21 protein-coding genes are annotated in these 22,794 nt (G+C 69.9%); 9 read left to right on the top strand and 12 right to left on the bottom strand.

From position 1 onward, the window contains the following. Nucleotides 1–310 precede the first annotated feature (310 nt). The 4 genes from oxlT to ASG63_RS15970 are packed head-to-tail and all read left to right on the top strand — an operon-like array spanning nt 311 to nt 4,976. Complete coding sequence (gene oxlT / locus ASG63_RS15985) at nt 311–1,564, top strand: oxalate/formate MFS antiporter (protein ID WP_056218373.1); 1,254 nt, start codon at nt 311–313, stop codon at nt 1,562–1,564. A 4-nt stretch (nt 1,565–1,568) separates the two neighbouring features. Next, nucleotides 1,569–2,333, top strand: a complete 765-nt coding sequence (locus tag ASG63_RS15980; protein WP_056218371.1) for a fumarylacetoacetate hydrolase family protein — start codon at nt 1,569–1,571, stop codon at nt 2,331–2,333. A 55-nt stretch (nt 2,334–2,388) separates the two neighbouring features. Further along, complete coding sequence (locus ASG63_RS15975; protein WP_056218368.1) at nt 2,389–3,399, top strand: ketopantoate reductase family protein; 1,011 nt, start codon at nt 2,389–2,391, stop codon at nt 3,397–3,399. Between the two features lie 20 nt (nt 3,400–3,419). Beyond that, on the top strand, nt 3,420–4,976 hold the full coding sequence (locus ASG63_RS15970; RefSeq protein WP_056218367.1) for an acyl--CoA ligase: 1,557 nt from the start codon (nt 3,420–3,422) through the stop codon (nt 4,974–4,976). A 72-nt stretch (nt 4,977–5,048) separates the two neighbouring features. On the opposite strand, the gene gshB is transcribed toward ASG63_RS15970, so the two are convergent. Next, complete coding sequence (gshB, locus tag ASG63_RS15965) at nt 5,049–6,005, bottom strand: glutathione synthase (protein WP_056218363.1); 957 nt, start codon at nt 6,003–6,005, stop codon at nt 5,049–5,051. Between the two features lie 75 nt (nt 6,006–6,080). After that, the gene (locus tag ASG63_RS15960; protein WP_056218361.1) at nt 6,081–6,374 is read right to left on the bottom strand and encodes a hypothetical protein; all 294 of its coding nucleotides are present in this window, start codon (nt 6,372–6,374) and stop codon (nt 6,081–6,083) included. A 520-nt stretch (nt 6,375–6,894) separates the two neighbouring features. On the opposite strand from ASG63_RS15960, the gene ASG63_RS15955 reads away from it, so the two are divergent. Both ASG63_RS15955 and ASG63_RS15950 read left to right on the top strand, forming a co-directional pair. After that, entirely contained in the window at nt 6,895–7,107 is a 213-nt protein-coding gene (locus tag ASG63_RS15955) for a hypothetical protein (protein ID WP_056218358.1), read from the top strand. Nucleotides 7,108–7,129: 22 nt separating this feature from the next. After that, complete coding sequence (locus tag ASG63_RS15950; RefSeq protein WP_244479937.1) at nt 7,130–7,960, top strand: hypothetical protein; 831 nt, start codon at nt 7,130–7,132, stop codon at nt 7,958–7,960. An 8-nt stretch (nt 7,961–7,968) separates the two neighbouring features. Here the strand turns inward: ASG63_RS15950 and ASG63_RS15945 are convergent, their stop codons facing one another. Genes ASG63_RS15945 through ASG63_RS15935 form a run of 3 tightly spaced genes read right to left on the bottom strand, consistent with a single transcriptional unit; the run spans nt 7,969 to nt 11,546 of the window. Further along, nucleotides 7,969–8,565, bottom strand: a complete 597-nt coding sequence (locus ASG63_RS15945; RefSeq protein ID WP_056218356.1) for a DUF1254 domain-containing protein — start codon at nt 8,563–8,565, stop codon at nt 7,969–7,971. Beyond that, nucleotides 8,562–9,287: a DUF1214 domain-containing protein gene (locus tag ASG63_RS15940; protein WP_200957554.1), complete on the bottom strand. Its 726-nt coding sequence runs from the start codon at nt 9,285–9,287 to the stop codon at nt 8,562–8,564. Before ASG63_RS15940 ends, ASG63_RS15945 begins: the two co-directional genes overlap by 4 nt. Nucleotides 9,288–9,302: 15 nt before the next feature. Further along, nucleotides 9,303–11,546, bottom strand: a complete 2,244-nt coding sequence (locus ASG63_RS15935; protein WP_056218353.1) for a transglycosylase domain-containing protein — start codon at nt 11,544–11,546, stop codon at nt 9,303–9,305. A 302-nt stretch (nt 11,547–11,848) separates the two neighbouring features. On the opposite strand from ASG63_RS15935, the gene ASG63_RS15930 reads away from it, so the two are divergent. Further along, a complete protein-coding gene (locus tag ASG63_RS15930; RefSeq protein ID WP_082501427.1) occupies nt 11,849–12,403 on the top strand; it encodes a YcgN family cysteine cluster protein in 555 nt (184 codons plus the stop codon). Between the two features lie 8 nt (nt 12,404–12,411). Here ASG63_RS15930 and ASG63_RS15925 read toward each other — a convergent pair whose 3' ends face one another. The 3 genes from ASG63_RS15925 to ASG63_RS15915 form a co-directional block, all read right to left on the bottom strand. Beyond that, complete coding sequence (locus ASG63_RS15925; RefSeq protein WP_056218350.1) at nt 12,412–13,425, bottom strand: bifunctional riboflavin kinase/FAD synthetase; 1,014 nt, start codon at nt 13,423–13,425, stop codon at nt 12,412–12,414. A 72-nt stretch (nt 13,426–13,497) separates the two neighbouring features. Then, nucleotides 13,498–14,745, bottom strand: coding sequence for a PepSY-associated TM helix domain-containing protein (locus ASG63_RS15920; RefSeq protein ID WP_244479936.1), 1,248 nt, complete (start codon nt 14,743–14,745; stop codon nt 13,498–13,500). After that, nucleotides 14,742–16,922: a TonB-dependent siderophore receptor gene (locus tag ASG63_RS15915; protein WP_056218345.1), complete on the bottom strand. Its 2,181-nt coding sequence runs from the start codon at nt 16,920–16,922 to the stop codon at nt 14,742–14,744. The genes ASG63_RS15920 and ASG63_RS15915 overlap by 4 nt, the downstream gene beginning before the upstream one ends. Before the next feature lie 229 nt (nt 16,923–17,151). Here ASG63_RS15915 and ASG63_RS15910 point away from each other — a divergent pair, with 229 nt between their 5' ends. Beyond that, the gene (locus ASG63_RS15910; protein ID WP_056218341.1) at nt 17,152–18,417 is read left to right on the top strand and encodes an adenosylmethionine--8-amino-7-oxononanoate transaminase; all 1,266 of its coding nucleotides are present in this window, start codon (nt 17,152–17,154) and stop codon (nt 18,415–18,417) included. Between the two features lie 178 nt (nt 18,418–18,595). Then, nucleotides 18,596–18,982, top strand: coding sequence for a response regulator (locus tag ASG63_RS15905; protein WP_244472675.1), 387 nt, complete (start codon nt 18,596–18,598; stop codon nt 18,980–18,982). Nucleotides 18,983–18,994: 12 nt separating this feature from the next. On the opposite strand, the gene ASG63_RS15900 is transcribed toward ASG63_RS15905, so the two are convergent. The 4 genes from ASG63_RS15900 to rfbG are packed head-to-tail and all read right to left on the bottom strand — an operon-like array spanning nt 18,995 to nt 22,782. Next, nucleotides 18,995–19,900: an NAD-dependent epimerase/dehydratase family protein gene (locus ASG63_RS15900; protein ID WP_056218339.1), complete on the bottom strand. Its 906-nt coding sequence runs from the start codon at nt 19,898–19,900 to the stop codon at nt 18,995–18,997. Continuing rightward, nucleotides 19,897–20,427, bottom strand: coding sequence for a dTDP-4-dehydrorhamnose 3,5-epimerase family protein (locus ASG63_RS15895; protein WP_056218335.1), 531 nt, complete (start codon nt 20,425–20,427; stop codon nt 19,897–19,899). Before ASG63_RS15895 ends, ASG63_RS15900 begins: the two co-directional genes overlap by 4 nt. 4 nt (nt 20,428–20,431) lie before the next feature. Continuing rightward, complete coding sequence (locus ASG63_RS15890; protein WP_056218333.1) at nt 20,432–21,679, bottom strand: class I SAM-dependent methyltransferase; 1,248 nt, start codon at nt 21,677–21,679, stop codon at nt 20,432–20,434. After that, on the bottom strand, nt 21,676–22,782 hold the full coding sequence (rfbG, locus tag ASG63_RS15885; protein ID WP_244479934.1) for a CDP-glucose 4,6-dehydratase: 1,107 nt from the start codon (nt 22,780–22,782) through the stop codon (nt 21,676–21,678). Before rfbG ends, ASG63_RS15890 begins: the two co-directional genes overlap by 4 nt. Nucleotides 22,783–22,794 lie beyond the last annotated feature (12 nt).

Below are 22,794 nucleotides of genomic sequence, written 5' to 3'. Positions count from 1 at the left end.
CACTTCTGATGTCGCACCGCAAACGTCGTCCTTTGCACTGCAAGAAAATCTACGAGCCGAATGCGCGGATTGAGCAGCATCTCAAATTTTTTAGGGGCTTAACCCAAAAATTTTGCAGACGAACCACAGGTTTGGCCGAGGTATAGCTCCTTGAATTCAAAATAATTGCCGATAAAACCGAAATCCGCAAACAAGAGTTGAGTCAAGGAAGACGCCCATGACCGCGCGTACTGCTGCGCCTGTCCCGCCCGGGACGACGTCGATCGCGCCCGCCGACGTTGCTGCAAGCCGCAGGGAGCTTGCTGCGAAAGTGGATGCGCCACCGCTCGGCCGGTGGGGACAGCTCGTCCTCGGCGTGCTCTGCATGTCGATGATCGCCAACCTGCAGTATGGCTGGACGCTGTTCGTCGATCCGATCCAGCAGAAGTTCGGCTGGGAACGCACCGCGATCCAGTGGGCCTTCACGATCTTCGTGGTGATGGAAACCTGGTTGGTGCCGATCGAGGGCTGGTTCGTCGACAAGTACGGCCCGCGCCTGGTCACCATCTTCGGCGGCGCCCTCTGCGCGCTGGGCTGGGTGATGAATTCCTACGCCGACACGCTGACCATGCTCTATGCGGCCGCCGCGATCAGTGGCGTCGGCGCGGGCGCGGTCTACGGCACCTGCGTCGGCAATGCCCTGAAGTGGTTTCCCGACCGGCGCGGCTTCGCGGCCGGCCTCACCGCGGCCGGTTTCGGCGCGGGCTCGGCCCTGACTGTGATCCCGATCGCCAACATGATCCGCGATTCCGGCTACCAGCACACCTTCTTCGTGTTCGGCCTCGGCCAGGGCTTGGTCGTCATGCTGGCCGCCCTGCTCCTCGTCTCGCCGAGCGCCGCCTTCAAGGATCGGATGCTGGCCGGCCGCACCGCGACCGTGAACACCGTCACCCGGCGCCAGTACTCGACCGCCGAGATGGTCCGGACGCCGGTCTTCTGGCTGCTCTACCTGATGTTCGTGATGATGGCCGCCGGTGGCCTGATGGCGGCCGCCTCCCTCGCTCCCATCGCCAAGGACTTCAAGGTCGCGGGGGTCGAGGTCTCGCTCATCGGCATTACCCTGCCGGCCCTGACCTTCGCGCTCACCATCGACCGGGTGCTCAACGGTGTGACGCGGCCGTTCTTCGGCTGGGTCTCAGACAAGATCGGGCGCGAGAACACGATGGTCATCGCCTTCATGATCGAGGGCGCCGGCATCCTGGCGCTCGGCATGTTCGCTCATATCCCGATGGCCTTCGTGCTGCTCACCGGGCTCGTGTTCTTCGCCTGGGGCGAGATCTACTCGCTGTTCCCCGCCACCTGCAGCGACACCTACGGCGACAAGAACGCGGCGGCCAATGCCGGCCTTCTCTACACCGCCAAGGGCACCGCCGCCCTGCTCCTGCCGATCCTGCTCATGATCCAGGCCAAGACCGGCTCGTGGCAGAACGTGTTCTACGCCGCCTCCGGCATGGCCTTCCTGGCCGGGTTCCTCGCGCTCTTCGTGCTGAAGCCGATGCGCGCCCGGTTCATCGCCCGGAGCTGACCCGATGGCACGCTGGCTCCGCTACCTCCACCACGGCGCGAGCGGCTTCGGCCGCCTCGACGGCGAGACCATCCACGTTCATGCGGGCGATCTGTTCGCCGATCCGACACCCACCGGCGCGTTCCTGCTGCTGTCCGAGGTCACCCTCGACCTTCCGTGCCGACCGTCGAAGTACATCGCCCTGTGGAACAACTTCCACGCCTCGGCCGAGAAGCAGGGGCTCACCCGGCCCGATGTGCCGCTCTACTTCGTGAAGCCGGCGAGCTGTTACCTCGCCAGCGGGCAGACGATCACGGCGCCTGAGGGCGCAGGCCGGCTGCTGTTCGAGGGCGAACTCGGGATCGTAATCGGCCGGCGCGGCCGAGACCTCACGCCGGAGACGGCGGCCGCCCACATCTTCGGCTACACCTGCGTGAACGACGTCACCGCGCTGGAAGCGCTGAAGGCCGACCCGAGCTTCGTGCACTGGACACGCTCCAAGGGCTTCGACGGTTTCGGCCCCTTCGGTCCGGTGATTGCCACCGACATCGATCCCGAGGGGCTCGATGTGGCGGTGCGGGTGAACGGACGCGAGCGCCAGCGCTATCCGCTCGCCGACATGATGCGCCGGCCCGCCGAACTCGTGGCCGAGCTTTCTCGGGACATGACCCTGGAGCCCGGCGACCTCATCGCCTGCGGCACCTCGGTGGGCAGCGGCCCGATCCCCAGGGGCGCCACGGTAGAGGTCGAGATCGCCGGCATCGGCGTGTTGTCGAACGGCGTTTCATGAGACACCCGACTCCCACGAAGCGGACGTGATCAGGACAGGTTTTGAGGACACCCATATGAGCATCGCGATCGTCGGCGCCGGCGCCATCGGAGGATTTCTCGGCGTGCGCCTCGCCCATGCGGGCGAGGACGTCACCTTCATCGCGCGCGGCGCCAACCTCGACGCCATCCAGCGAAACGGCATGCGGCTGATCGAGGAGGACGGCTCCGAGATCCACGTCACGAACCTGAAGGCCACCAAGTCCATGGCCGAGGCGGGCCAGCACGACATCGTGCTCCTCACGGTCAAGGCGCATCAGGTCGGGCCGATCGCAGCCGACCTTCACCACCTCATCGGACCCGAGACGATGGTGGTGACGATGCAGAATGGCATCCCGTGGTGGTACTTTTCGCAGGGGTATGGCGGGGACCTGACGGGTACGCACCTGGAGACCGCCGATCCGGCCGGCCTCATCGCCCAGCACCTCGACCCGAAGCACGTCATCGGGTCGGTGGTGTACCCGGCGGCCGTGCTCACGGAGCCCGGCGTGGTTCAGGTGGTGGAGGGCCATCGCTTCGGCCTCGGCGAGCTCGACGGCTCGATGTCGGCGCGAGTGCAGTCCCTGGCCCAGACCTTGATCAAGGCGGGCTTTCGCGCACCGGTGACCAGCGACATCCGGGCGGAGATCTGGCTCAAGCTGTGGGGCAATCTCAGCTTCAACCCGATCTCGGCGCTGGCCCACGCCACCCTGGTGGACATCTGCCAGTTTCCCGAAACCCGCGCGCTCGCCGCCGACATGATGCGGGAAGCGGAGACGATCGCGAACCGCCTCGGCGTCACCTTCAAACTCGGCATCGAGCGCCGCATCGCGGGGGCCGAGAAGGTCGGTGCCCACAAGACCTCGATGCTGCAGGACGTGGAGGCCGGGCGGCCAATCGAGCTCGAGGCCCTGGTCGGCTCGATCATCGAACTCGGGCGCCTCACCGACACCCCGACGCCCCATATCGACACCGTCTACGCCCTGATGCGCCTCCTCGCCCAGAGCCTGGAGCGGGCGCAGGGGCGCCTCTCCATCACGCCGGCCTGAACCCCAGACATTCGAGGACGATGACCATGGCCGAGACCGCCGCACCGACGACCGCCGCCACCACTCTCCACGCCCTGATCCGCGCGGGGGCCGGGGAGGCCACCGCCCTGTCGAGCCCCGGTGGCGTGCCGCTGACCTTCGGCCGTCTCCGTGCGCTCACGGACCGGACGATCGCGGCCCTCAACGCGCAGGGCATCGGTCGGAACGATCGGGTCGGCATCGTCCTCGACAACGGGCCGGAGATGGCGGCCGCCTTCATCGCCATCGGAGCGGGCACGACGGCGGCCCCCCTCAACCCGAGCTACAAGGCGGACGAGTTCACGTTCTACCTCTCCGACCTCAACGCTCGCCTGCTGGTCGTCGCCGCGGGCTCCGAGAGCCCGGCCGTGGCCGTGGCCGCGCGCCTGGGCGTACCCGTGGTGCGCCTGACCCCCACCCCGGCAGAAGGCGCGGGCAGCTTCACCCTGTCTTTCGAGGACTCCACCGCAGCCCCGGCGGCCCAGGGCGGCCCAGCCCATCCCGACGATATCGGCCTCGTGCTGCATACCTCGGGCACCACCTCGCGCCCCAAGATCGTGCCCCTCAAGCAGTCGAACGTCTGCGCCTCGGCCCGCAACATCCGCACCACCCTGGCCTTCACGGCCGAGGATCGCGGTCTCAACATCATGCCGCTGTTCCACATCCACGGGCTGATCGCCGGCATCCTGGCGCCGCTCTCGGCCGGCGGCCAGGTTTGCTGCACCCCGGGCTTCAACGCCCTGAAGTTCTTCGGTTGGATGAGCGAGATACGCCCGACCTGGTACACGGCGGTGCCGACGATGCACCAGGCGATCCTCGGCCGCGCCTCCCGCAACCGGGAGACCATCGAAGCCAATCCCCTGCGCTTCATCCGCTCGTCTTCCTCCTCCATGCCGCCGCAGGTCATGAAGGAGATCGAGGAGGTCTTCGGCGCACCCCTGATCGAGGCCTACGGCATGACGGAGGCTTCCCACCAGATGGCCTCGAACCCGCTGCCGCCGCGCCCGCACTACGCCGGCTCGGTCGGTCTCGCGGCCGGTCCGGAGATCGCCATCGTGGACGAGGATGGCGAGCCCCTGCCCGCCGGCGAGACCGGCGAGATCGTCATCCGCGGCGACAATGTGATGTCTGGCTACGAGAACAACGACAAGGCCAATGCGGAGGCCTTCACCAAGCAGGGCTGGTTCCGCACCGGCGACCAGGGCTCGCTCTCACCCGAGGGCTACCTGACCATCACGGGGCGCCTCAAGGAGATCATCAACCGAGGCGGCGAGAAGATCTCGCCCCGCGAAGTCGACGAGATTCTCATGGACCACCCGGCGGTGTCGCAGTGCGTCACCTTCGCGATGCCGCACGACAAGCTCGGTGAGGACGTCTGTGCCGCGATCGTGCTGCGCGAGGGACACCACCTTGTCGAGAAGGAGTTGCGCGGCTTCGCCTCGGAGCGTCTCGCCGCCTTCAAGGTGCCGGCCAAGATCATGATCCTGGACGAGATCCCGAAGGGCGCCACCGGCAAGCTCCAGCGGATCGGCCTGGCGCAGAAGCTCGGTCTGGTCTGACGCCGGAACGAACGGGGCAGGTCCGAGATATACCGGACCTGCCACACGGGGCCGTCCGAGCCTCGGCGCCCCTCAGGCCGACAGGACCTTGCCGACGCGGCCCTCGATCGCGTTCCATACCGAGACCGCCAAGTCCGGCCCGCCGAGGCGCCTGATCGCCCGAATGCCGGTCGGCGACGTCACGTTGATCTCGGTGAGATTTCCGTCGATCACGTCGATCCCCACGAGGATCAGGCCCCGGCGCTTCAGCTCCGGGCCGATGGCGGCGCAGATCGCGCGCTCGCGCTCCGTGAGATCCGAAGCTGCCGCTGCACCGCCTCGCACCATGTTCGAGCGGATGTCGTTGAGGGCGGGCACCCGGTTGATCGCGCCCATCGGCTCGCCGTCCACCAGGATGATGCGCTTGTCGCCCTCGGTGATGCGCGGCAGGAAACGCTGCACAACCCATTGTTCGCGGAAGGTCACCGAGAACAGGTCGAACATCGAGCCGAAATTCGCGTCCTCCGGCAGGACCCGAAACACCGCAGCTCCGCCATGCCCGTGCAGGGGCTTCATCACGATGGCGCCGTGCTCGGCCCGGAACGCCTCGATCTCGGCCTTGTCGCGGGTGATCAGGGTAGGGGGCATCAACTCGGGAAAATCGAGCACGAACAGCTTCTCGGGCGCATTGCGGACCTCGGCGGGGTTGTTCACCACGAGGGTCCGCGGGTGGATCCGCTCCAGCATGTGGGTTGCGGTGATGTAGGCCATGTCGAAGGGCGGGTCCTGACGCATCAGGACCACATCGACGCTCGACAGATCGATGCGCTCGACCGGCCCAAGAGTGGCGTGCGCCCCCTCCACGTCCTGCACCGTGAGGGCCTCGACGCGGGCCGTCACGACCTGACCCTGCATCGACAAGCGATCCGGCGTGTAGTGCAGCAACCGGTGTCCCCGGGCCTGGGCCTCGAGCAGGAGCGCGAAGGTGGTGTCCCCGGCGATCCGGATCGTTTGGATCGGGTCCATCTGCACCGCGACGGTCAGGGTCATGCTGTCAAACCTCTGTCTGGGGACGGGCAGCGTCGTTGCCCGTCCCGCCCGTGATGCGGTGTGCCGTGCGGCACCTTACTTCTGCGATTTCCCGCCGGTGCGGCGGTCGTAGTCGCCGATCGCCGCCTTGCACTCGGGCGACAGGCGGGCGCGGTTGCGATCCATGCAGCGCTCCGCATCCTGGCTATTGGGATCCACGCCGGCACAGAGGCGGAAATAGTCGTTGGCGCATCCCAGCTGAAGGCCCTGGTCCTCACGCTGGGCCTGGGCCGGGCTGACCGCCACCATCAGGAGGGCGAACGGCGCAATCCGCAGGGCCGTGCTGAGTCCTCTGGTCGAGCTCAAGAGTCGGGAGATAACCACGCGCATCCGGCGGTGTCCTTCAATCGAAATGGGGTGTGCGAAAGGGAAATGTGTTGGATGGGAGAGTGCGTTCGCGAAAAGTCAGGCCGTTCGAACGGAAGCGACACGGCATATCGGGCGCGACCGGCCCTTAGCAAGCGCTCCCGCCGCCGCGTGTTCCATGCCGTCGATCCCGCGTCCGGCGGGGTTCGAAGTGTCGCCGTAATGCCGATCCCGCAAAAAAAGCCCCGCTCGCCGGGCGAGCGGGGCCGAGTACAAGGGAGGAAATGCCCGCCATGGGCAGCCCACGCCGTCGCAAATAGCGGGCCATGCCATGGGCCGAGGGCGTGGCAGGGAAGCCACGCCCGACTGGCCCGCTGCGACCGAGGCACGGAAGAGAGAGCCGTTCCGGCCATCGCAAGGTTCCGTTAACCACCCCATGCTGATCTCTGACGGCATCACCCCGACACCGGAACGGCCCGGATGCGGCGGGAGCAGGCCCGGCGACGGCTCGCCTCAGAGATCGAACGGAATCGGAAACCAGCCGATGAACACCCACAGGTTGCCCGACACCGGCGGCGCCGATCGCCGCCCCGAGCGTCCGACGGCCACGGTCGTGACGTTCCCGGCTACGGCGCGCCGCTTCCGGAGAGCGGACGCGGATGCGCCGCGGGGCGCCATTCTGCTCTTCACCGGAATTCGCTACGAGCGCATGCCCGAGCCGGAAGCTCCCGCGCCGCGCCTGCGCCGCCGTTCCTGACACCCGGCCGACGCGCCCCCGCATGGTGTCCTTATTCCGAACCGGACGTCGGCAGGCCCTCCGGCTGCATGCGCTGCGCCTGATACCCCTCGCGATCCCGGCGCTCCTCGCCGGCTGCGCGCAGGAGGGGGATTTGGGGCGGCCCAAAACCGGCGCCTGGAACAGCCTGATCGAGACCACCGGGACCCTGGCGGCGCGGGAGCGCGAGGAGCCGGCCTCCGCCTTTCCCTTCACCGACGAGGAACGCGTCCTGCGCGACCGCGCCTGGCGCTTCCTCATGCCAGCGGCCGGGCACGACGCGTTCACGGACATTCTCGCCAATCTCACGCGCGCCCGGGTGCTCCCCGCCTCCTGGCGGACCGACGATCCGGCGGCCTATCACGACACGCTGATGGCACAGAGCTTTCGCTCGCCGGTCTCGCGCTACCGGCGCCTGTCGGAGGATATCGGCACCGATGCCCGGCTGATCCCGCAATTCGCCGCCCTGGCGGTGCGGGTGAAGGAGGGCGACGCCCTGCGCCTGCGCAGCTTGCCCTTCGCCAAGAGTCTGGACGACGGCGATGTGCGCCAAGCCGCCATGCGGGTGGCCGAGAACCGGTGCCTCATCGCCTGGGTCCGCTTCGAGACCGGTCGCCGCTCCCGCCGCTACCGCTATGCTCTCGAGCATCTGCTGATCGAGGCGCCAGGGCCGGAAGGCGTGTCGGTGGAAGGGACCCTGGCCGCCCTCGACGGGCGGCGTCCCCTGCTCGATCCGTTGGTGCCGCCGGAAGCCGAGGCCCGATGCGGGCTCCTGCCGGAGGCGGAGGGCGTGGTCGCGGTCGCAGCGCCGAGGCCGATCGTCGCAAAGAATTGAGGAGTGCCTCAGCCGCCGGTCTTCTCGTCGCCGGGGCTGTCGACGGTGCAGGAGACCGCCTGTACCGCCGCGTCGGCCGCCGTGCGCTGGCTCGGCAGGGCCGCGATCACCCGCACCACCACGAAGCCCCGGGTGTCGCCGGCGACGATGCGGACATCGTGGCTGACCTCGTCCTCATCGGCATTGGCGAGCGCCTCGTCGTATTGGGACCGGGTGAGCACCACGAGGTCGAGGGCGCCGCGCACCGCCGCCTGGTCGGTCACCGCGTAGAAAGCCCCCCGTTGTCCATGTACCGCCAGGGACAGCATCAGCGAGCCCGTACGGGCCGAAACCCGCATCGGTCCCTCGGAGAGATCATAGGCGCAGAGCCCGACCGCCACCGCCGGGTCCGGAATCGGAAGCCACGCCTCCACGGGCGGGGTGGCGTCGCCGGCCGCCACGGTGTTGATCGCCAGCGGATGGTCGAGGTTCTCCCCGGAACGCGCCCGCGACAGCGCATCGGACTCCGCCAGGCGCGGGATGAGCAGGACGGTGGCCCCGTGCACGAGGCCGGCGAGCACCAGTCCCGACAGGGTGGCGACGAGGAAGCGGCCCCGCGGCGTCATGCGGCGCACCCGGTCCGGGTGATGGCCGGCACCGCCGAGCGGTCGAGGCTGCCCGCGCTGGCCGCCACGGGCGTGTCGTACAGGCGCAAGGCGAGCCGTACCGGCCCCCTGGGGCGCGGCATCGGCAGCCAGTTCCCCGGTTGGACCTCCAGCGACAGGGTGATGACGAACTGCCCGTCGATCTCGCGCAGGATCTCGGTGGCGGTGAAGCCTTCGCGCATCGGGGCGGTGTCCGAGTCGCGTGGCCCGCGCCCGGCCACCGTCACGGTCCAGGCGCGGGCCGGCGGCGTCACGCCCGCCACGCGGTAGGTGCAGGCGGCATCGAGTGCCCGTCCGGATTCGTCCTGTTCGGCCGTGAGCAGCATGCCTTCACCGATCGCCAGGGGGATCTCACCGCGCCGCGCGTTGACCGCGCGGGCGTAGGGATCCGCACCGACGGAACCGACTTTCGGCCAGGCGGTCCAGGCCCCCACCCGCACGCCGCCGAAGGGATAGCCACCTCGCGTGGCATAATCGGCGGTCGCGAGGCCAAGGCCCGCCCCCAGCGCCAGGGCGTAAAGCATCATTGTCACGGTCGAAGCCTTGCGGACGCCGCGTCGCAGCGCGCGCGTCAGGCGTCCGCCGGTCCCGGAGACCGGGCCTGCTTCCCGGCTCCGAAGCTCGGAAGAACGCGTCCGGCTCTGGTCCGGACGCAACCGCGCCACCGTCTCGGCGAATGTCATGCGCATGATCGCTGGCTACGGTGTGCCGACGCGGCCGCCGACGGCGCGAACCCCGTCCGCCACCGGGCCGGGGGCGTTCAGGGGCTCGAGGGCGGAGGTTTTCTCGGATGCCTTCAGGGAGGTCTTCTCCACCTGGCGGAACAGGCCGTTCATGCTGCCGATGACCTCGAAGGAACGCCGGGAAAGTTTGCCGGCCGCGCTCGCCGCCGCGTTCACGGGGGCCGCACTCTGCCCCGACTGCGCCACTGCACGGCCCGGATCCTTCAGGCCCGGCATGGGTTTGAGCTCGATACCCTGATGCGCGACTTCCATCACGTCATGCCAAGTCATGGCCGGCAGCGAGCCGCCCGTCATTTTGTTGGTGGAGGTGTGATCGTCGTTGCCGAACCAGACAGCGCCGACGTAATTCCCCGTATAGCCGACGAACCAAGCGTCCCGGTAAGCGTTCGTGGTGCCGGATTTGCCCGCGACCTTGATGCCTTCCAGGGCCGCGCGCTTGCCGGTGCCTTCCTCGACCACCTTGGTCAGCATGTAGTTCATGTCGGCGACCACCTGGGTCGACAGCACCTGCGGCATCGGCTCGTCGGCATGGCGGTAGATCACATCACCGGACGAGTTGCGGACCTCCATGGCCGCGTAGGGCTTGGCCCTGCGCCCGCCATTGGCGAAAACCGCGTAGCCGGCAGCCTGGTCGATGACGTTCACCTCCGCCGAGCCGATCGGCAGGGAGACGGAATCGGTCAGCTGCGTGGTGATGCCCATGGCGTGGGCGGTCTCGATGATCTTCTTGCGCCCGGCGGCGGCGGCCCTGGCTTCATGGGAGATGCCCATCGCCTTGCCCAGGGCGATCGAGACTTGAATCGGGATGGTGTTGATGGATTTCGCCACCGCGACAGTGAGCGTCGTGGCTCCCGAGAACGAGCGCCCGTAGTTCTGCGGGCACCAATTGCCGATGCAGACGGGCCGATCGACGACGCGCGTGTCCGGCCGATACAGGCCCGAGGCGAGGCCGGCGGCGTAGACATAGGGCTTGAACGACGAGCCGGGCTGGCGAAGGGCGTCGGTGGCGCGGTTGAACTGGCTCTCGCCATAATCGGCACCACCGACCATCGCCCGAAGGGCCCCGTCCGGATCGAGGATCACCATGGCGGCCTCGTCAACCTCGTACTGGTCGCCGAATCGGCGCAGGGTATTTTGCACCACCTCGTCGGCCCGGCGCTGGATGGTCAGGTCTAGGGGCGTCTTCACGGTGAGGACGCGGTCGCTGCGGAAGCGGCCCGCATCGGCCATCTGCTTGATCTCGCCGAAGGCCCAGTCGAGATAGTAGTCCGCCGTGATGTCGCGGGTCCGCGTCACCGGTGTTGCGGGGTTGCGCAGGGCGGTCTGGATCTGGCCCTCGGTGAGGAAGCCGGCCTCGACCATGTTGTGCAGCACGTCGCCGGCGCGGGCACGGGCCGCCGGCAGGTTCACGTGGGGGGCGTACTTGGTCGGCGCTTTGAACAGGCCGGCGAGCATCGCGGCCTCGGCCAGGGAGATGTCCTTCAGCGGCTTGCCGAAATAGTAATCCGCCGCCGCCACGGCGCCGAAAGTGCCGCCGCCCATGTAGGCCCGGTCGAGGTAGAGCTTCAGAATCTCGTTCTTTGAGAGGTGGCTCTCCAGCCAGAGCGCCAGGAAGGCCTCGTTGATCTTGCGCTCGAGGGAGCGCTCGTTCGTGAGGAACAGGTTCTTGGCGAGCTGCTGCGTGATCGACGAACCGCCCTGGGTGTTGCCGCCGCCGCGCGAGTTCGACACCAGCGCGCGGGCGGTGCCGATGGGGTCGATGCCCCAATGCTCGTAGAAGCGCCGGTCCTCGGTGGAGACCAGCGCCTTGATCATGATGTCGGGAAAATCGTCGAGCCTCAACGAGTCGTCGTGCTTGATGCCGCGCCGTCCGACCTCGGTGCCGTAGCGGTCGAGGAACGTCACGGCGAGGTCCTGGGCCTTGAGCCAGTTGTCGCTGGTCAGGTTGAAGGCCGGCTGCGCCAGGGCAAGCATCAGGACCGCGCCACCCGTACCGAGGGTCACCCCCTCGCTGGTCAGGTCGAGGGCGAAGCGTTTCCAGCCTCGTACCGAGAAGACGTTCATGCGCTCCTGGAAGCGCTCGTAGGTCTCTCCCGCCGTGCGGCCGCCGTCGTACAGGCTCGCGTTCACCCAGGCGTCGAAGGCGAGGGCGGCGTGCTTGATCCGTGTCGTGAGGGAGGTCGCTTTGGGCAGGCGCACCTGAGTTCCAGTCCTTCCGCACCCGGTTCCGGCACGACGCCGGTCCGCACGATCCTACCAACACCCGCGCCCGGCCGCGAGGCTTCGTTCATGGGAACGCCCGACAAGGGCAAGCGTCCCGCCGCCGCAGACCATAACCTGTTCTCAACCTTGATGCCGGAATGGGGCGGCGCGGTGGCGCGGCGCCTCCGAACGCGGCGCGGCGTCATGCCGTGCGCCGGCAACGCTTGCTCCCGGGGCCGCGTTGCGGCACAGGGGCAGATCATCCGGATCCTCACCGCTCCCAGCCCAAGGTGTTCCCCATGCGGGACCGCTCGGCCGCGCGTTCCCCGACGCCGCAGGCCTTCCCCGAAACCATCCGTTCCGATCCTCAGACCGCTCCGACCGTGGAGCCGTTCTGGCGGACGAAGAGCCTGGAGGCGATGTCGCCGGCCGAGTGGGAGAGCCTGTGCGACGGATGCGGCCGCTGCTGCCTCCTCAAGCTCGAGGACGAGGATACGGCGGAAGTCTATCACACCGATGTCGGCTGCACCCTCCTCGACGGCCATGGCTGCCGCTGCCGCGACTATGCGCGGCGCCAGAAGCGCGTGCCCGATTGCGTGCGCCTGACGCCCGAGGCGGTGCGCACGATCCCGTGGCTGCCACCGACCTGCGCCTATCGACTGATCCGCGAGGGCCGCGATCTCTACGCCTGGCATCCGCTGGTCTCGGGCCGCGCCGCCAGCGTGCACGAGGCCGGCATCTCCGTGCGCGGCCGCGTCTCCGGCAACGAGGAGGAGTTCACAGCCGACGAACTCCTCGATCGGATCGTGACCTGGCCCAATCGCACGCCGGAGACCGAGGACGACGCAGAATAGGCGTGGCCTCAGGCGTCGAGCATTGAGGGGACGGCATTCTCGGCGATGATCCGGCGGGCCTCGGCCGCGTCGCGATGCATCTGGGCGATCAGGGCCTCCGCTCCGTCGAAGCGGACCTCGCCGCGGAGATAGTCCAGGAACTCCACCGCGATCGTCTGGCCATAAAGGTCGCCGGAGAAATCGAACAGGTTGACCTCGAGGAGCGGGGCGCCGTCGTCGAAGGTCGGGCGCCGGCCGTAGCTGGCGACCCCGTTTTTCACCCGACCGTCGGGCAGGCGCGCTCGCACCGCGTAGATGCCGTGGGCGAGGTTGCAGGCGGGCAGCGCCACGTTGGCGGTGGGATAGCCGAGGGTACGTCCACGCTTGTCGCCGTGGCGGACCTCGCCGGAGACGAACCAACGGTAGCCAAGGAGCGCGTTGGCCCGCGTCACCGCACCCTGGGTGAGGGCAGCCCGGATCGCGCTCGACGAGACCGGCTCCGCCCCCGTGCTCAGGGCGACAGGCGGGATGATCCGGCAACTCAGGCCCGCCTGCGTGCAGAGATCGGCGAGGACCATCGGCGTGCCCTCGCGGCCCCGGCCGAAATGGAAATCGTGGCCGATGACGACGCCCGCCACCCCGAGGTCGCGCACCAGCAGCCCCTCGACGAAGTCGCGCGCGCCGGTTCCCGCCAGGGTTGCGTCGAAGCGGCGTACGATAAGTCCGTCGAGGCCGAGATGGGCGAAGACGATCTCCTTGGCTTCCGCGTCGGTGAGACGGAACATGGGGAGATGTGGCGCGAAATAGGCGCGCGGATGCGGCTCGAAGGTGAGGACGACCGCCGGGCGGCCGGCCGCCTGCGCGGTCTCGCGCACGGCGGCGATCAGGGTCCGGTGACCGAGATGCACCCCGTCGAAATTGCCGATCGCCGCGATGGCTCCGGAAATCACGGGCGGCACCGGCTCGTCCTCGCGACAGATCGTGAAGCGTCGCTCGTGCGCGGATGCGGCGGGCGGGACAGCGGATTCGTCGCCAGACGACATCGGATCTCAGGAGTTGCAGCGGTCGGGGACGGGTGCTGTGGCGGCGGAACCTGTCGAAAACCGGTCTGGGGGTCAAGCGCGCGGGCTGAGCGCGGAGGTCGCGGTACGGCCCGCTCCCGCCTGCGCGCGCCGCGCCTTCGCCGCCCGTCGCCCGACGTAGAGCAGCACGCCCGTCACCAGGAAGAGCGGCATCAGCAGGGCTGCGACGAGGAAGATCGGTGGCCCGAGGAGTCCGAAGATGCGCCCGCTGTGCACGTCGAGCATGTTGCGGGCGATGCGGGCGCCGAGCGGACGCTCCCCGCCGATCTCGCGCATGAGGATGCGCCCGCTGGCCGCCTCGATCCGTATGTCGTCGCGCCAGCCGTTCCGGTTCTCGGAGCGGATGCGCACGAGCCCGGCGGGGCCGGCGGGCAGGAGCAGGGTGGCACGGAGGAACTGCCCGTCCTGTGCGGTACGGAAGGCCGCCCAGGCCGCGTCGAGGGACGGCGCCCCCGCGCTGCCCAACCCCACCTCCTTGCGACTGCCCCCGCCTGCAGCCTCGCCATTCGCTGCAGAGTCCCTGCGGCCGGCGGGCAGCCCGTTCGCCTTCGTCGCCGGCGGCTTGCCATCGGCCATCCGGGTGATGGTCTCGCCCCGGGTGAGGAGGGTGGTGACGACCTCGCGATAGCCGTCGAAGGACCACCACAGCCCGCTCAGGGCGATGACGAGGTAGACCGGCAGCACCCAGGTGCCGGCCACCGCGTGCAGCGACCAGTAGGTCGGCCGGCCCCATTGCCGGAGATGGGGCTTCAGCCAGATCCGCAGCGACATCACCTTCGGCCAGCGCAGGTAGAGACCGGTGCAGAGGAGGACGAGGAGCGCGAGGACGCTCGCGCCGGTCAGGGTCCGGCCCCAGCCCTTGCCGTCGCCGGGCAGGAGCAGCCAGCGATGCAGGCGCCGGATGGTCGCGAAGGCCTCCTCCGTCCGGGCCGCGCCGCGCACCGTGCCGTCATAGGGGTCGAGATAGAGGGAGGGCGGCCGCAGGCCGGTGGCGGGATCGCGCCCGAGCCGGACCATCGCGGCGGTGGCAGCCTCGGCCGAGAGCGTCAGGTTCGCCACCGTGTCGGACCGCTTGGCATGGAAGCGGGCCAGGAGGGCATCCGGGGCGAGCGGATCCTCCGCCCGGCGGGCGACCCGGATCAGGTCCGCGTCGAAGGCCTCGCCGATGGCGTCCTCGTAGCTGAGGAGCGCACCGGTGACGCCCGCCACGGTCAGGATCAGCCCGGCCCCCAGCCCCAGCAGCCAGTGCAGCTGGAACAGGACGGCGCGCAGGTGCCTCACCACGCCACCCGCGCGGTCACCAGGGCCTGGAAGGGCTCGCCCACCGCCACCAGCAGGTTGCTGCCCCCCGACGAGGGATAATAGGTGCGGTCGAACAGGTTCTTGAGGTTGAGCTGGAGCGTGGTCGCCAAGCCGTTCACCTCGGTGCTGTAGGCGAGGAACGCGTCGCAGACGACGTAGTCGGGCAGGGCGAAGCTGTTGGCGGCGTCCCCCGGCCGGGCGCCGACGTAGCGCGCCCCGAAACCGGCTTCCAGGAAGCCGGCGCCCAGCCGCGTCGCGCCGAACTCCTTGGCCTCGGCGATGGCACCGAACTGATGCGTGAGGAAGGCCGAGGCGGTGACCCGCGGGGTGTTGAGGAGCTGCTTACCCACCAGCACCGGGTCCTGGGTCACCTCCGCCTGGGTGAAACCGTAGCTGGCGATCACCGCCCAGTCGGGCAGGATCTGGCCGGCGACGTCGAGCTCGAACCCGCGCGAGCGCACCTTGCCGGCGGTGGTCGCCACGGTGAGGCCCTGGCCGTTGACCTGCGTCACCAGCACGTTCGCCTTGTCGATGTCGAACATCGCCCCCGTCACGGTCAGCCCGGCGGCGAGGTCCGCCTTCACCCCGACTTCGATGGAGTCTCCCTCCTCGGGCGGCAGGGCGCCGACGATGTTGGCCAGCGAGGTGTTGGGTTTGAAGGACTGCGAATAGCTCCCGTAGAGCGAGAGGGTGGGGGCGAGCTTGTAGACGAGGCCGACCCGCGGCAGGACGCGCACCCCGTCGATGTCGGTGTAGGCCACCGCCGGCGTCCCCTTGGCGCCGAACTGGTCGAAGATCTGCGTGCTGACCCCGGCGACCAGAATCCACTGGTCGCTGAGGTGCAGGGAGTCCTGCAAATACACGCTGGTATTCACTAAGCGTTCGCGCAGGTTGCTGTCGGCGGGCGAGATCACCGGCACCGCCGCGAGCGTTCCGTAGACCGGCCGGAACGGGTCGAACCCCGCCCGGTTCGGACCCCGGATGATGTCGGGCCGGCCGTAATCGATGTTCTCGTAAGTGACGCCGGCCAGGAGGTCGTGGCGCAGGCCGGCGGTGTCGAAGCTGCCGGTCAGGTCGAGGCGGGCGACATGCGCATTGAAGTCCGCGTTGCGGGTGCCGTCGGCCCGGCGGGTGAGGAGGCCTCTGGCCGGAAGATAGGTGACCGGCCGGATCTGGTCCTCGTCGTAGCCGAGGTGGGAGTAGGTGTAGCCGAAATGCAACGTCCAGGCGTTGTCGAAGCGGTGGTCGACATCGAGGGTGGCGAGATGGCTGGTGGCCTCGTGCTGGCTCGAGCGCTCGTCGAAGCGCCGGTCGCGCGGTACCCGCAGGGGCCGCCCGGTGGTGGGATCGAAGATCGTGCCGCGGTCGTAGGGCACGCGGTAGTGCCCGAATTCATACCCCACCGTCACGGTGGTGTCGTCGCCCTTCCAGGTGAGGGAGGGGGCCACGACCTGGCGGCTGAGATGGCCGAAGTTGCGCCAGTAGGCGTAGCTCTGGATGTCGGCCACCATCCGGTAGGCGAGGTTGGTGCCCGCGATGGGGCCGGTGAGGTCGCCCTGGACCAGGCCGCCGTCGAAGCTCGTCCCCGTGAGGTTGAGGGAGCCGTGCGGCGTGAAGTCCGGCCGCTTCGAGACGAGGTTGATCAGCCCGCCCGGGTCGGTGATGCCGTAGAGGAGCGAGGCCGGGCCCTTGAGCACCTCCACCCGCTCGATGGCGTAGCTGAAGTTCTGCTGCAGCACGGTGCGCCGGCCATCCCGCAGGATCGAGTCGTCGCGGAAGGTGCCGAAGCCGCGCCGGACCACGGCCTCCTGCGTGCCGCCGACGCTGTTGGTCTGGGCGATGCCGCTGACGTTGCGCAGGGCCTCGTCGAGGGAGATCACGCGCTGGTCGCGCAGCACCGCGGCGGAGACCACGGCGATGTTGGCCGGCGTGTCGAGGAGGGCGGTGTCGGACCCCGCCCCGAAGGTCGAGCGTTTGGGCTGGTAGCCGACGGTCGCGAGTCCGTTGCCGAGGCCGGCGACGCTGAGTTCCTCGAGTGTGACGGTGGACGGCGCCTCCTGCGCCGAACTCGCACCGGCGGACAGCAGCCAGAGGGCGCCCCCGGCCAACCGGCGGTGCCGGGACGGATGGCGGAAGGTTCGGGCGGCGCGCGGCATATCGGATCTCGGACGAAGCAGAAGCTTCGCCGTAGTGCGCTGCAACATCATTTGCAAGATGTCGTTTAAAGATTAGAACCGCTAAAAGGAATGAATATACGTAGCTTAGACAGGATATACATGGTCGATCATAAGAAGAAGGCTCATGTGTTCAGTCCCGTCGCGGGGGCTATCGGCAGCGAAGGGCCTGCTTGACCCGGCGGTCCCGCGCTCACATCCCTGTCCGATCATGACGAGCCCGCGCGAATCCCCCGGACGGCATCATCTCTGGCGCCCCTACACGCAGATGCAGGGGGCGGCCCCGCCGCTGGAAGCCGTGCGCACGCACGGGTCGCGCATCGTCCTCGCCGACGGGCGCGAGCTGATCGACGGCATCGCTTCCTGGTGGACGGCGGCCCATGGCTACAACCATCCCCACATCCGGGCGGCCGTGGCCGCGCAGCTCGAGACGATGCCGCACGTGATGTTCGGGGGGCTCACCCACGCCCCGGCGGAGCGGCTGGCGGCGCGCCTCGCGGCCCAGCTGCCCGGCGACCTCGACCATGTCTTCTTCACCGATTCCGGCTCGGTGGCCGTGGAGGTCGCCCTGAAGATGGCGGTGCAGATGTGGATCAACCGGGGGGTGGTCGGGCGTACCCGCATCCTGGCCTTCCGCGAGGGCTATCACGGCGACACCCTCGGGGCGATGTCGGTCTGCGACCCCGACGAGGGCATGCACCGGCGCTTCGGCGCCTACCTGCCGACCCAGGTCTTCTGCGACCTGCCCCGGACGGCGGCGCAGGTCGCCGCCCTCGACGCGACCCTGGCGGCCGCGCGCGAGACCCTGGCGGCGGTGATCGTCGAGCCCCTGGTCCAGGGGGCCGGCGGCATGCGCATGCACCCCCCCGAGGTGCTGGCGACCGTCGCGCGGCTCGCGCGGCGCCACGGGCTGCCGCTCATCGCCGACGAGATCTTCACCGGGTTCGGGCGCACCGGCACCCTGTTCGCCTGCACGCAGGCCGGCATCGTGCCGGACATCCTGTGCCTGTCGAAGGCCCTCACCGGGGGCACGATGGCGCTGGCCGCCACGGTGGCCACGGGGGCCGTGTTCGAGAGCTTCCTCGCCGACGATCCCGCCGCCGCCCTCATGCACGGGCCGACCTTCATGGCTAACCCGCTCGCCTGCGCGGCGGCCAATGCCAGCCTCGACCTGTTCGACCGCGAACCGCGCCTCGATCAGGTCGCGGCCCTCGCGGGGGCCCTGGCGGACGGGCTCGAACCCCTTCGCGGGCTGCCGCACGTGGCCGACATCCGGGTCCTGGGGGCGATCGGGGTGGTGCAGTTCCGCCGGCCCCCCGATCTGGCCGATTTGAAGCGCCGCTTCCTGGCGCGGGGCACCTGGGTCCGCCCCTTCGGCGACATCGTCTACCTGACGCCGGCCCTCACCGTCCCGCCGCAGGATCTGGCCGAGCTTCTCGACGCCATGCGGACGGTGGTGCCGGCGGTCGCCCTCTGACGGCGAGGACCCTGCGTCCGGTGCAACCCACGCCCCCGTCGCTCGTTGGGATGACGTTGCGCTGGCCCCATGTCCAGGATCTCCGGTGTCCCGGATCGCGCCGTGCGGGCCCCCGGGCTTCACGCGAGGATCCCGGTCCCGGGCGGGGCCCGCGGCCAGACAGGCTGGAGGGTGCATCGTGGTGGACGAGGCGAAGGCGAACGACGACCGGCCGGTGATCCTGCTGGTGGAGGACGAGGCCCTGACGATCATGGACCTCGGCGACGTTCTCGAGAATGGCGGCTACGAGACCGTGCAATGCGCCTCGGCCGAACGGGCGCTCGGCATCATCCAGGACCGCCCCGACATCAGCGGCCTGATCACGGACGTCGAATTGTCCGGCAAGACCAACGGCTTCGAGCTCGCCACCGCGGTGTCCGAGGCCCGGCCGCAATTGCCGATCGTCATCGTCTCGGGGCGCGCGGCCCCCGATCCCGAACGGATGCCGAAGGGCGCCAAGTTCATCGCCCGGCCCTGCACCGGCGAGGACATCCTGTCCCAGCTCAAGGGCCTGCTGCCCTGCTGAGGGTCTGAGCGGTCAGCCCGGAGCCTTCCCCCGGGCCCGCCACCACGCGACGGTGTCGTCGAGCCCCTGCGCTACGTCGAAGCGCGGCCGGAACCCCACGGTCTCCGTCAGGATGCGGGTCCCGGCCTCGATGACTGGCGGCTCCGTCGGGCTCAAGGGACGGGCCCCGAAATCCAGGTGCTCGGCGCCCCCGATCCGGGCGGCGAGCCCTTCGAGGAGCGCGCGCACCGGGATCGCCGCCCCGGAGCCGATGTTCACCGGCCCGGGCACGTCCCCCGCCACCAGGGCGGCCAGGGCCGCGGCGGCATCCGCGACGTGCAGGAAGTCGCGGCGCTGGTGCCCGTGCGAGGTCGGGAACGCCGTGCCGGCCGTCAGGGCCCGGATCGCGTCCGACACGAGCCGCCCGCGGCGCTCGCCGGGGCCGTAGAGATAGAACAGCCGCCCCCAGGCGACGCTGAGCGTCTGCGTGGCGGCATAGGCCTCCAGGATGCGCCGCGTGCCGTCCTTGGCGGCGCCGTAGAGCGTCGCGGGCCGGCAGGGCGTCGTCGCCTCCTCGAAGCGGGCCGCGCCCCATTCGTACTCGGCGCAGGTGCCGGCCCCGACGAACCGGCGGCCCCCCGCCGCCGCGAAGGCCTGGGCGAGATCCAGGGTGGCCGCGACCCAGTCGAGGTTGCGCGCCGAGGTCCAGTAGCGGCTGGGCTCCGCATCCCAGGCGAGGTGGAGGAGGTGGCTCGGCCGGATCTTCGCGATCAGCGCCTGCCGTTCCGCGGGCACGAGCAGGTCGGCCGCGTGCCAGGTCGCCTCCGCCGAGGGGCTGCGACCGACGCCGTGAACCTCGAATCCGCGCGCCCGCAGGGCCGGCACGGCGTGGCGGCCGACGAAGCCGGCCGCCCCCGTGACGAGGACGCGCTCCCTCACCGCACCCAGTCGGGGTAGGCGAGATCGCGCGCGGCGATCACCGTGACGGGCTCCGGCCAGGCGACGTCGAGGCTCGGATCGTTCCAGCGCAGGCCCCGGGCGCTGCCGGCCACGTAGGGGCGGTCGATCATGTAGAGCACTTCCGCGTCGTCGCTGAGCGCCTGGAAGCCGTGGCCGAAGCCCACGGGAATGTAGAGGGCGTGGCGGTTCCCGGCGCTGAGTTCGGTCCCGTAGGCCTGGAGGTAGGTGGCCGAATCCGGCCGCAGGTCGACGAGGACGTCGTGGATCGCGCCGGCCGTGCAGCGCACGAGCTTGGTTTCCGCGTGGGGCTCGGCGGCGAAGTGCAGGCCCCGCACGGTGCCGCGCCGGGCATTGTAGGAGATGCTGGACTGCGCGAAGGCGCCGATGAGGCCCCGCGCGGCGAAGTCCTCCGCGCAGGCGGTGCGGGCGAAGAAGCCGCGCGCATCGGCCTGGGGGTCCGGGACGACCCGGTACGCGCCGGCGAGCGGCAGGGCCTCGAAGCGCATGGGCTCAGAACACCGAGAGCCGTGGGATCGCCGTGACGAAGCGCCCGCCCCAGTCCCGGATGGCGGCCATCTCGCCGGCGATCTCGTCGGTCAGGTTCCAGGGCAGGATCAGGACGTAGTCCGGCCGCTGCGCCAGCAGGGACTCCGGGGAGACCACCGGGATGCGGCTGCCCGGCAGGAGGGTGCCCTGCTTGTGCGGCGAGCGGTCCGCCACGGCCCGCACCAGCTCGGGGCCGATGCCGCAGTAATTGAGGAAGGTGTTGCCCTTGGCCGCCGCCCCGTAGGCGCAGATGGTCTTTCCCGTCAGCCGCAGGTCCGCCAGGAAGGCGAGGGTGGCGCACTTGATGCGCACCACGTCCTCCGCGAAGGCGGCGTAGCCGCTCGCATCGAACAGGCCGCCGGCGCGCTCCTCCGCGCGCACCCGGTCCACGGCGGGACCCTGCGGGTGCGCGGCCGCCGCGTGGCAGGCGAAGACTCGGAGGGAGCCGCCATGGGTCGGCCATGCCTCCACGTCGAAGACCCGCAGGCCGTGCGCATCCAGGATCCCCGAGACGACCCCGAGGGAGAGGTAGGAGAAGTGTTCGTGGTAGATGGTGTCGAACTGGCGCTCCGCGATCATCCGCAGGAGGTGCGGGAACTCGAAGGTGGCGACGCCCTCGGGCTTCAGGAGAATTCGGAAGCCGTCCACGAAGTCGTGGATGTCGGGCACGTGGGCCAGCACGTTGTTGGCCGCCATCAGGTCGGCGGCGTGGCCCTCCGCCCGCAGGCGCCGGGCGGTCTCCGCCCCGAAGAACGCCACCTCGGTGGGGATGCCGCGCTCGCGCGCCACCGCGGCCACGTTGGCGGCCGGTTCGATCCCGAGGGCCGGGATGTCGCGGGCCACGACGGCGCGCAGCAGGTAGCCGTCGTTGCTCGCCACCTCCACGACCTTGCTGTCCGGCCCGAGACCGAAGCGGGCCTGCATGGCCGCGACGTAGGCCTCCGCATGGGCGAGCCAGCCGGCGGAGAAGCCGGAGAAATAGGCGTAGTCCGAGAAGATCGCCTCCGGCGTCTCGAAGGCCTCGAGCTGCACCAGCCAGCAGGCCTCGCAGACGAAGGCGTGGAGGGGATGGACCATCTCCCCCCGGCCGGCGCGCTCGGCCGGCACGTAGGCGTTGGCCAGGGGCGACAGGCCGAGATCGGCCACGCTCCGGTGCAGGGGCGTCCCGCAGGCGCGGCAGCTTCGGGTCGGAGTCGTTGTCGGAGTCGTCATGCGGCGAGCGCCTCGTAGGCGCCGATCTGCGCCAGGGTCAGGTCGCGGGCGCACGCCCCGCCGGCCTGCGCCCGGTGCCAGGCCGCGGTCCAGGCGAGCGCTGCGTCGAGGCGCAGGCGCCGGTCCCAGCCGAGATGGGCGCGGGCCTTGGCCGAATCGACCTTGAGGAAGGTCGCCTCGTGCGGATGGATCGCCGCCGAGAGGTGCCACAGGGCCTCGGAGCCCCAGGCCTGGGCGAGTTCGTCGACGAGATGGGCCACCGGCCGGCAATCCTCGTCGGCCGGGCCGAAGTTCCAAGCCTCGGCGTAGCGCGGCCCGTCCGCCCCCGACAGGCATTCGGCGAGGCGGAGATAGCCGCTCAGGGGCTCGAGCACGTGCTGCCAGGGCCGCGTCGCGTGGGGCGCGCGGATCTCCACCGACTCGCCCCGCGCGAAGGCGCGGACGATGTCGGGCACGAGGCGGTCCGCCGACCAGTCGCCGCCGCCGATGACGTTGCCCGCCCGGGCGGTGGCGACCCGGCAATCCCGTTCCCTGAGGAACGAGGCCCGGTAGGCCGCCGCCACCAGCTCGGTGCAGCCCTTCGAACTGCTGTAGGGGTCGTGGCCGCCCAGCGCCTCCGTCTCGCGGTAGCCCCAGGGCCATTCGCGGTTCGCGTAGGCCTTGTCGCTCGTCACCACCACCACGGCCCGGACGGAGGGCGTCGCCCGCACCGCCTCCAGCACGTGGGCGGTGCCCATCACGTTGGTGGCGTAGGTGGCCAGCGGATCGCGGTAGGCGGCGCGCACCAGGGCCTGGGCGGCCATGTGGATGACGATCTCGGGGGCGGTGGCGGCCAGGCACGCCCGGACTGCCGCCGCGTCGCGGATGTCGGCGAGGTGCGAGTCGAGGCCGCGGCCGATGCCGGCCGTGGCGAACAGGCTCGGGGTGGTCTCGGGGGCCAGCGCCAGCCCGCTCACCCGGGCGCCCAGGCGTTCCAGCCACAGGCAGAGCCAGCCGCCCTTGAAGCCGGTATGGCCCGTGACGAGCACCCGTCGCCCGGCCCAGAAGGCGGGATCGGGATTCGGGTCGCGCGTGCGCGGCAGGGGGAAGGGCGAGGGCTGCACGCTCTGAAACGA

This window comes from Methylobacterium sp. Leaf94 (assembly GCF_001426045.1).
Classification (GTDB): Bacteria; Pseudomonadota; Alphaproteobacteria; order Rhizobiales; family Beijerinckiaceae; genus Methylobacterium.
This window is presented reverse-complemented; position numbering and strand designations above follow the sequence as displayed.

Bases quoted from the DNA above. Each gene is read 5' to 3' on its own strand.
- ASG63_RS15980 (WP_056218371.1), top strand. From the start codon at position 1,569: ATGGCACGCTGGCTCCGCTACCTCCACCACGGCGCGAGCGGCTTCGGC.
- ASG63_RS15975 (WP_056218368.1), top strand. From the start codon at position 2,389: ATGAGCATCGCGATCGTCGGCGCCGGCGCCATCGGAGGATTTCTCGGC.
- ASG63_RS15970 (WP_056218367.1), top strand. From the start codon at position 3,420: ATGACCATGGCCGAGACCGCCGCACCGACGACCGCCGCCACCACTCTC.
- gshB (WP_056218363.1), bottom strand. From the start codon at position 6,005: ATGACCCTGACCGTCGCGGTGCAGATGGACCCGATCCAAACGATCCGG.
- ASG63_RS15960 (WP_056218361.1), bottom strand. From the start codon at position 6,374: ATGCGCGTGGTTATCTCCCGACTCTTGAGCTCGACCAGAGGACTCAGC.
- ASG63_RS15955 (WP_056218358.1), top strand. From the start codon at position 6,895: ATGAACACCCACAGGTTGCCCGACACCGGCGGCGCCGATCGCCGCCCC.
- ASG63_RS15950 (WP_244479937.1), top strand. From the start codon at position 7,130: ATGGTGTCCTTATTCCGAACCGGACGTCGGCAGGCCCTCCGGCTGCAT.
- ASG63_RS15945 (WP_056218356.1), bottom strand. From the start codon at position 8,565: ATGACGCCGCGGGGCCGCTTCCTCGTCGCCACCCTGTCGGGACTGGTG.
- ASG63_RS15940 (WP_200957554.1), bottom strand. From the start codon at position 9,287: ATGACATTCGCCGAGACGGTGGCGCGGTTGCGTCCGGACCAGAGCCGG.
- ASG63_RS15930 (WP_082501427.1), top strand. From the start codon at position 11,849: ATGCGGGACCGCTCGGCCGCGCGTTCCCCGACGCCGCAGGCCTTCCCC.
- ASG63_RS15925 (WP_056218350.1), bottom strand. From the start codon at position 13,425: ATGTCGTCTGGCGACGAATCCGCTGTCCCGCCCGCCGCATCCGCGCAC.
- ASG63_RS15915 (WP_056218345.1), bottom strand. From the start codon at position 16,922: ATGCCGCGCGCCGCCCGAACCTTCCGCCATCCGTCCCGGCACCGCCGG.
- ASG63_RS15910 (WP_056218341.1), top strand. From the start codon at position 17,152: ATGACGAGCCCGCGCGAATCCCCCGGACGGCATCATCTCTGGCGCCCC.
- ASG63_RS15895 (WP_056218335.1), bottom strand. From the start codon at position 20,427: ATGCGCTTCGAGGCCCTGCCGCTCGCCGGCGCGTACCGGGTCGTCCCG.
- ASG63_RS15890 (WP_056218333.1), bottom strand. From the start codon at position 21,679: ATGACGACTCCGACAACGACTCCGACCCGAAGCTGCCGCGCCTGCGGG.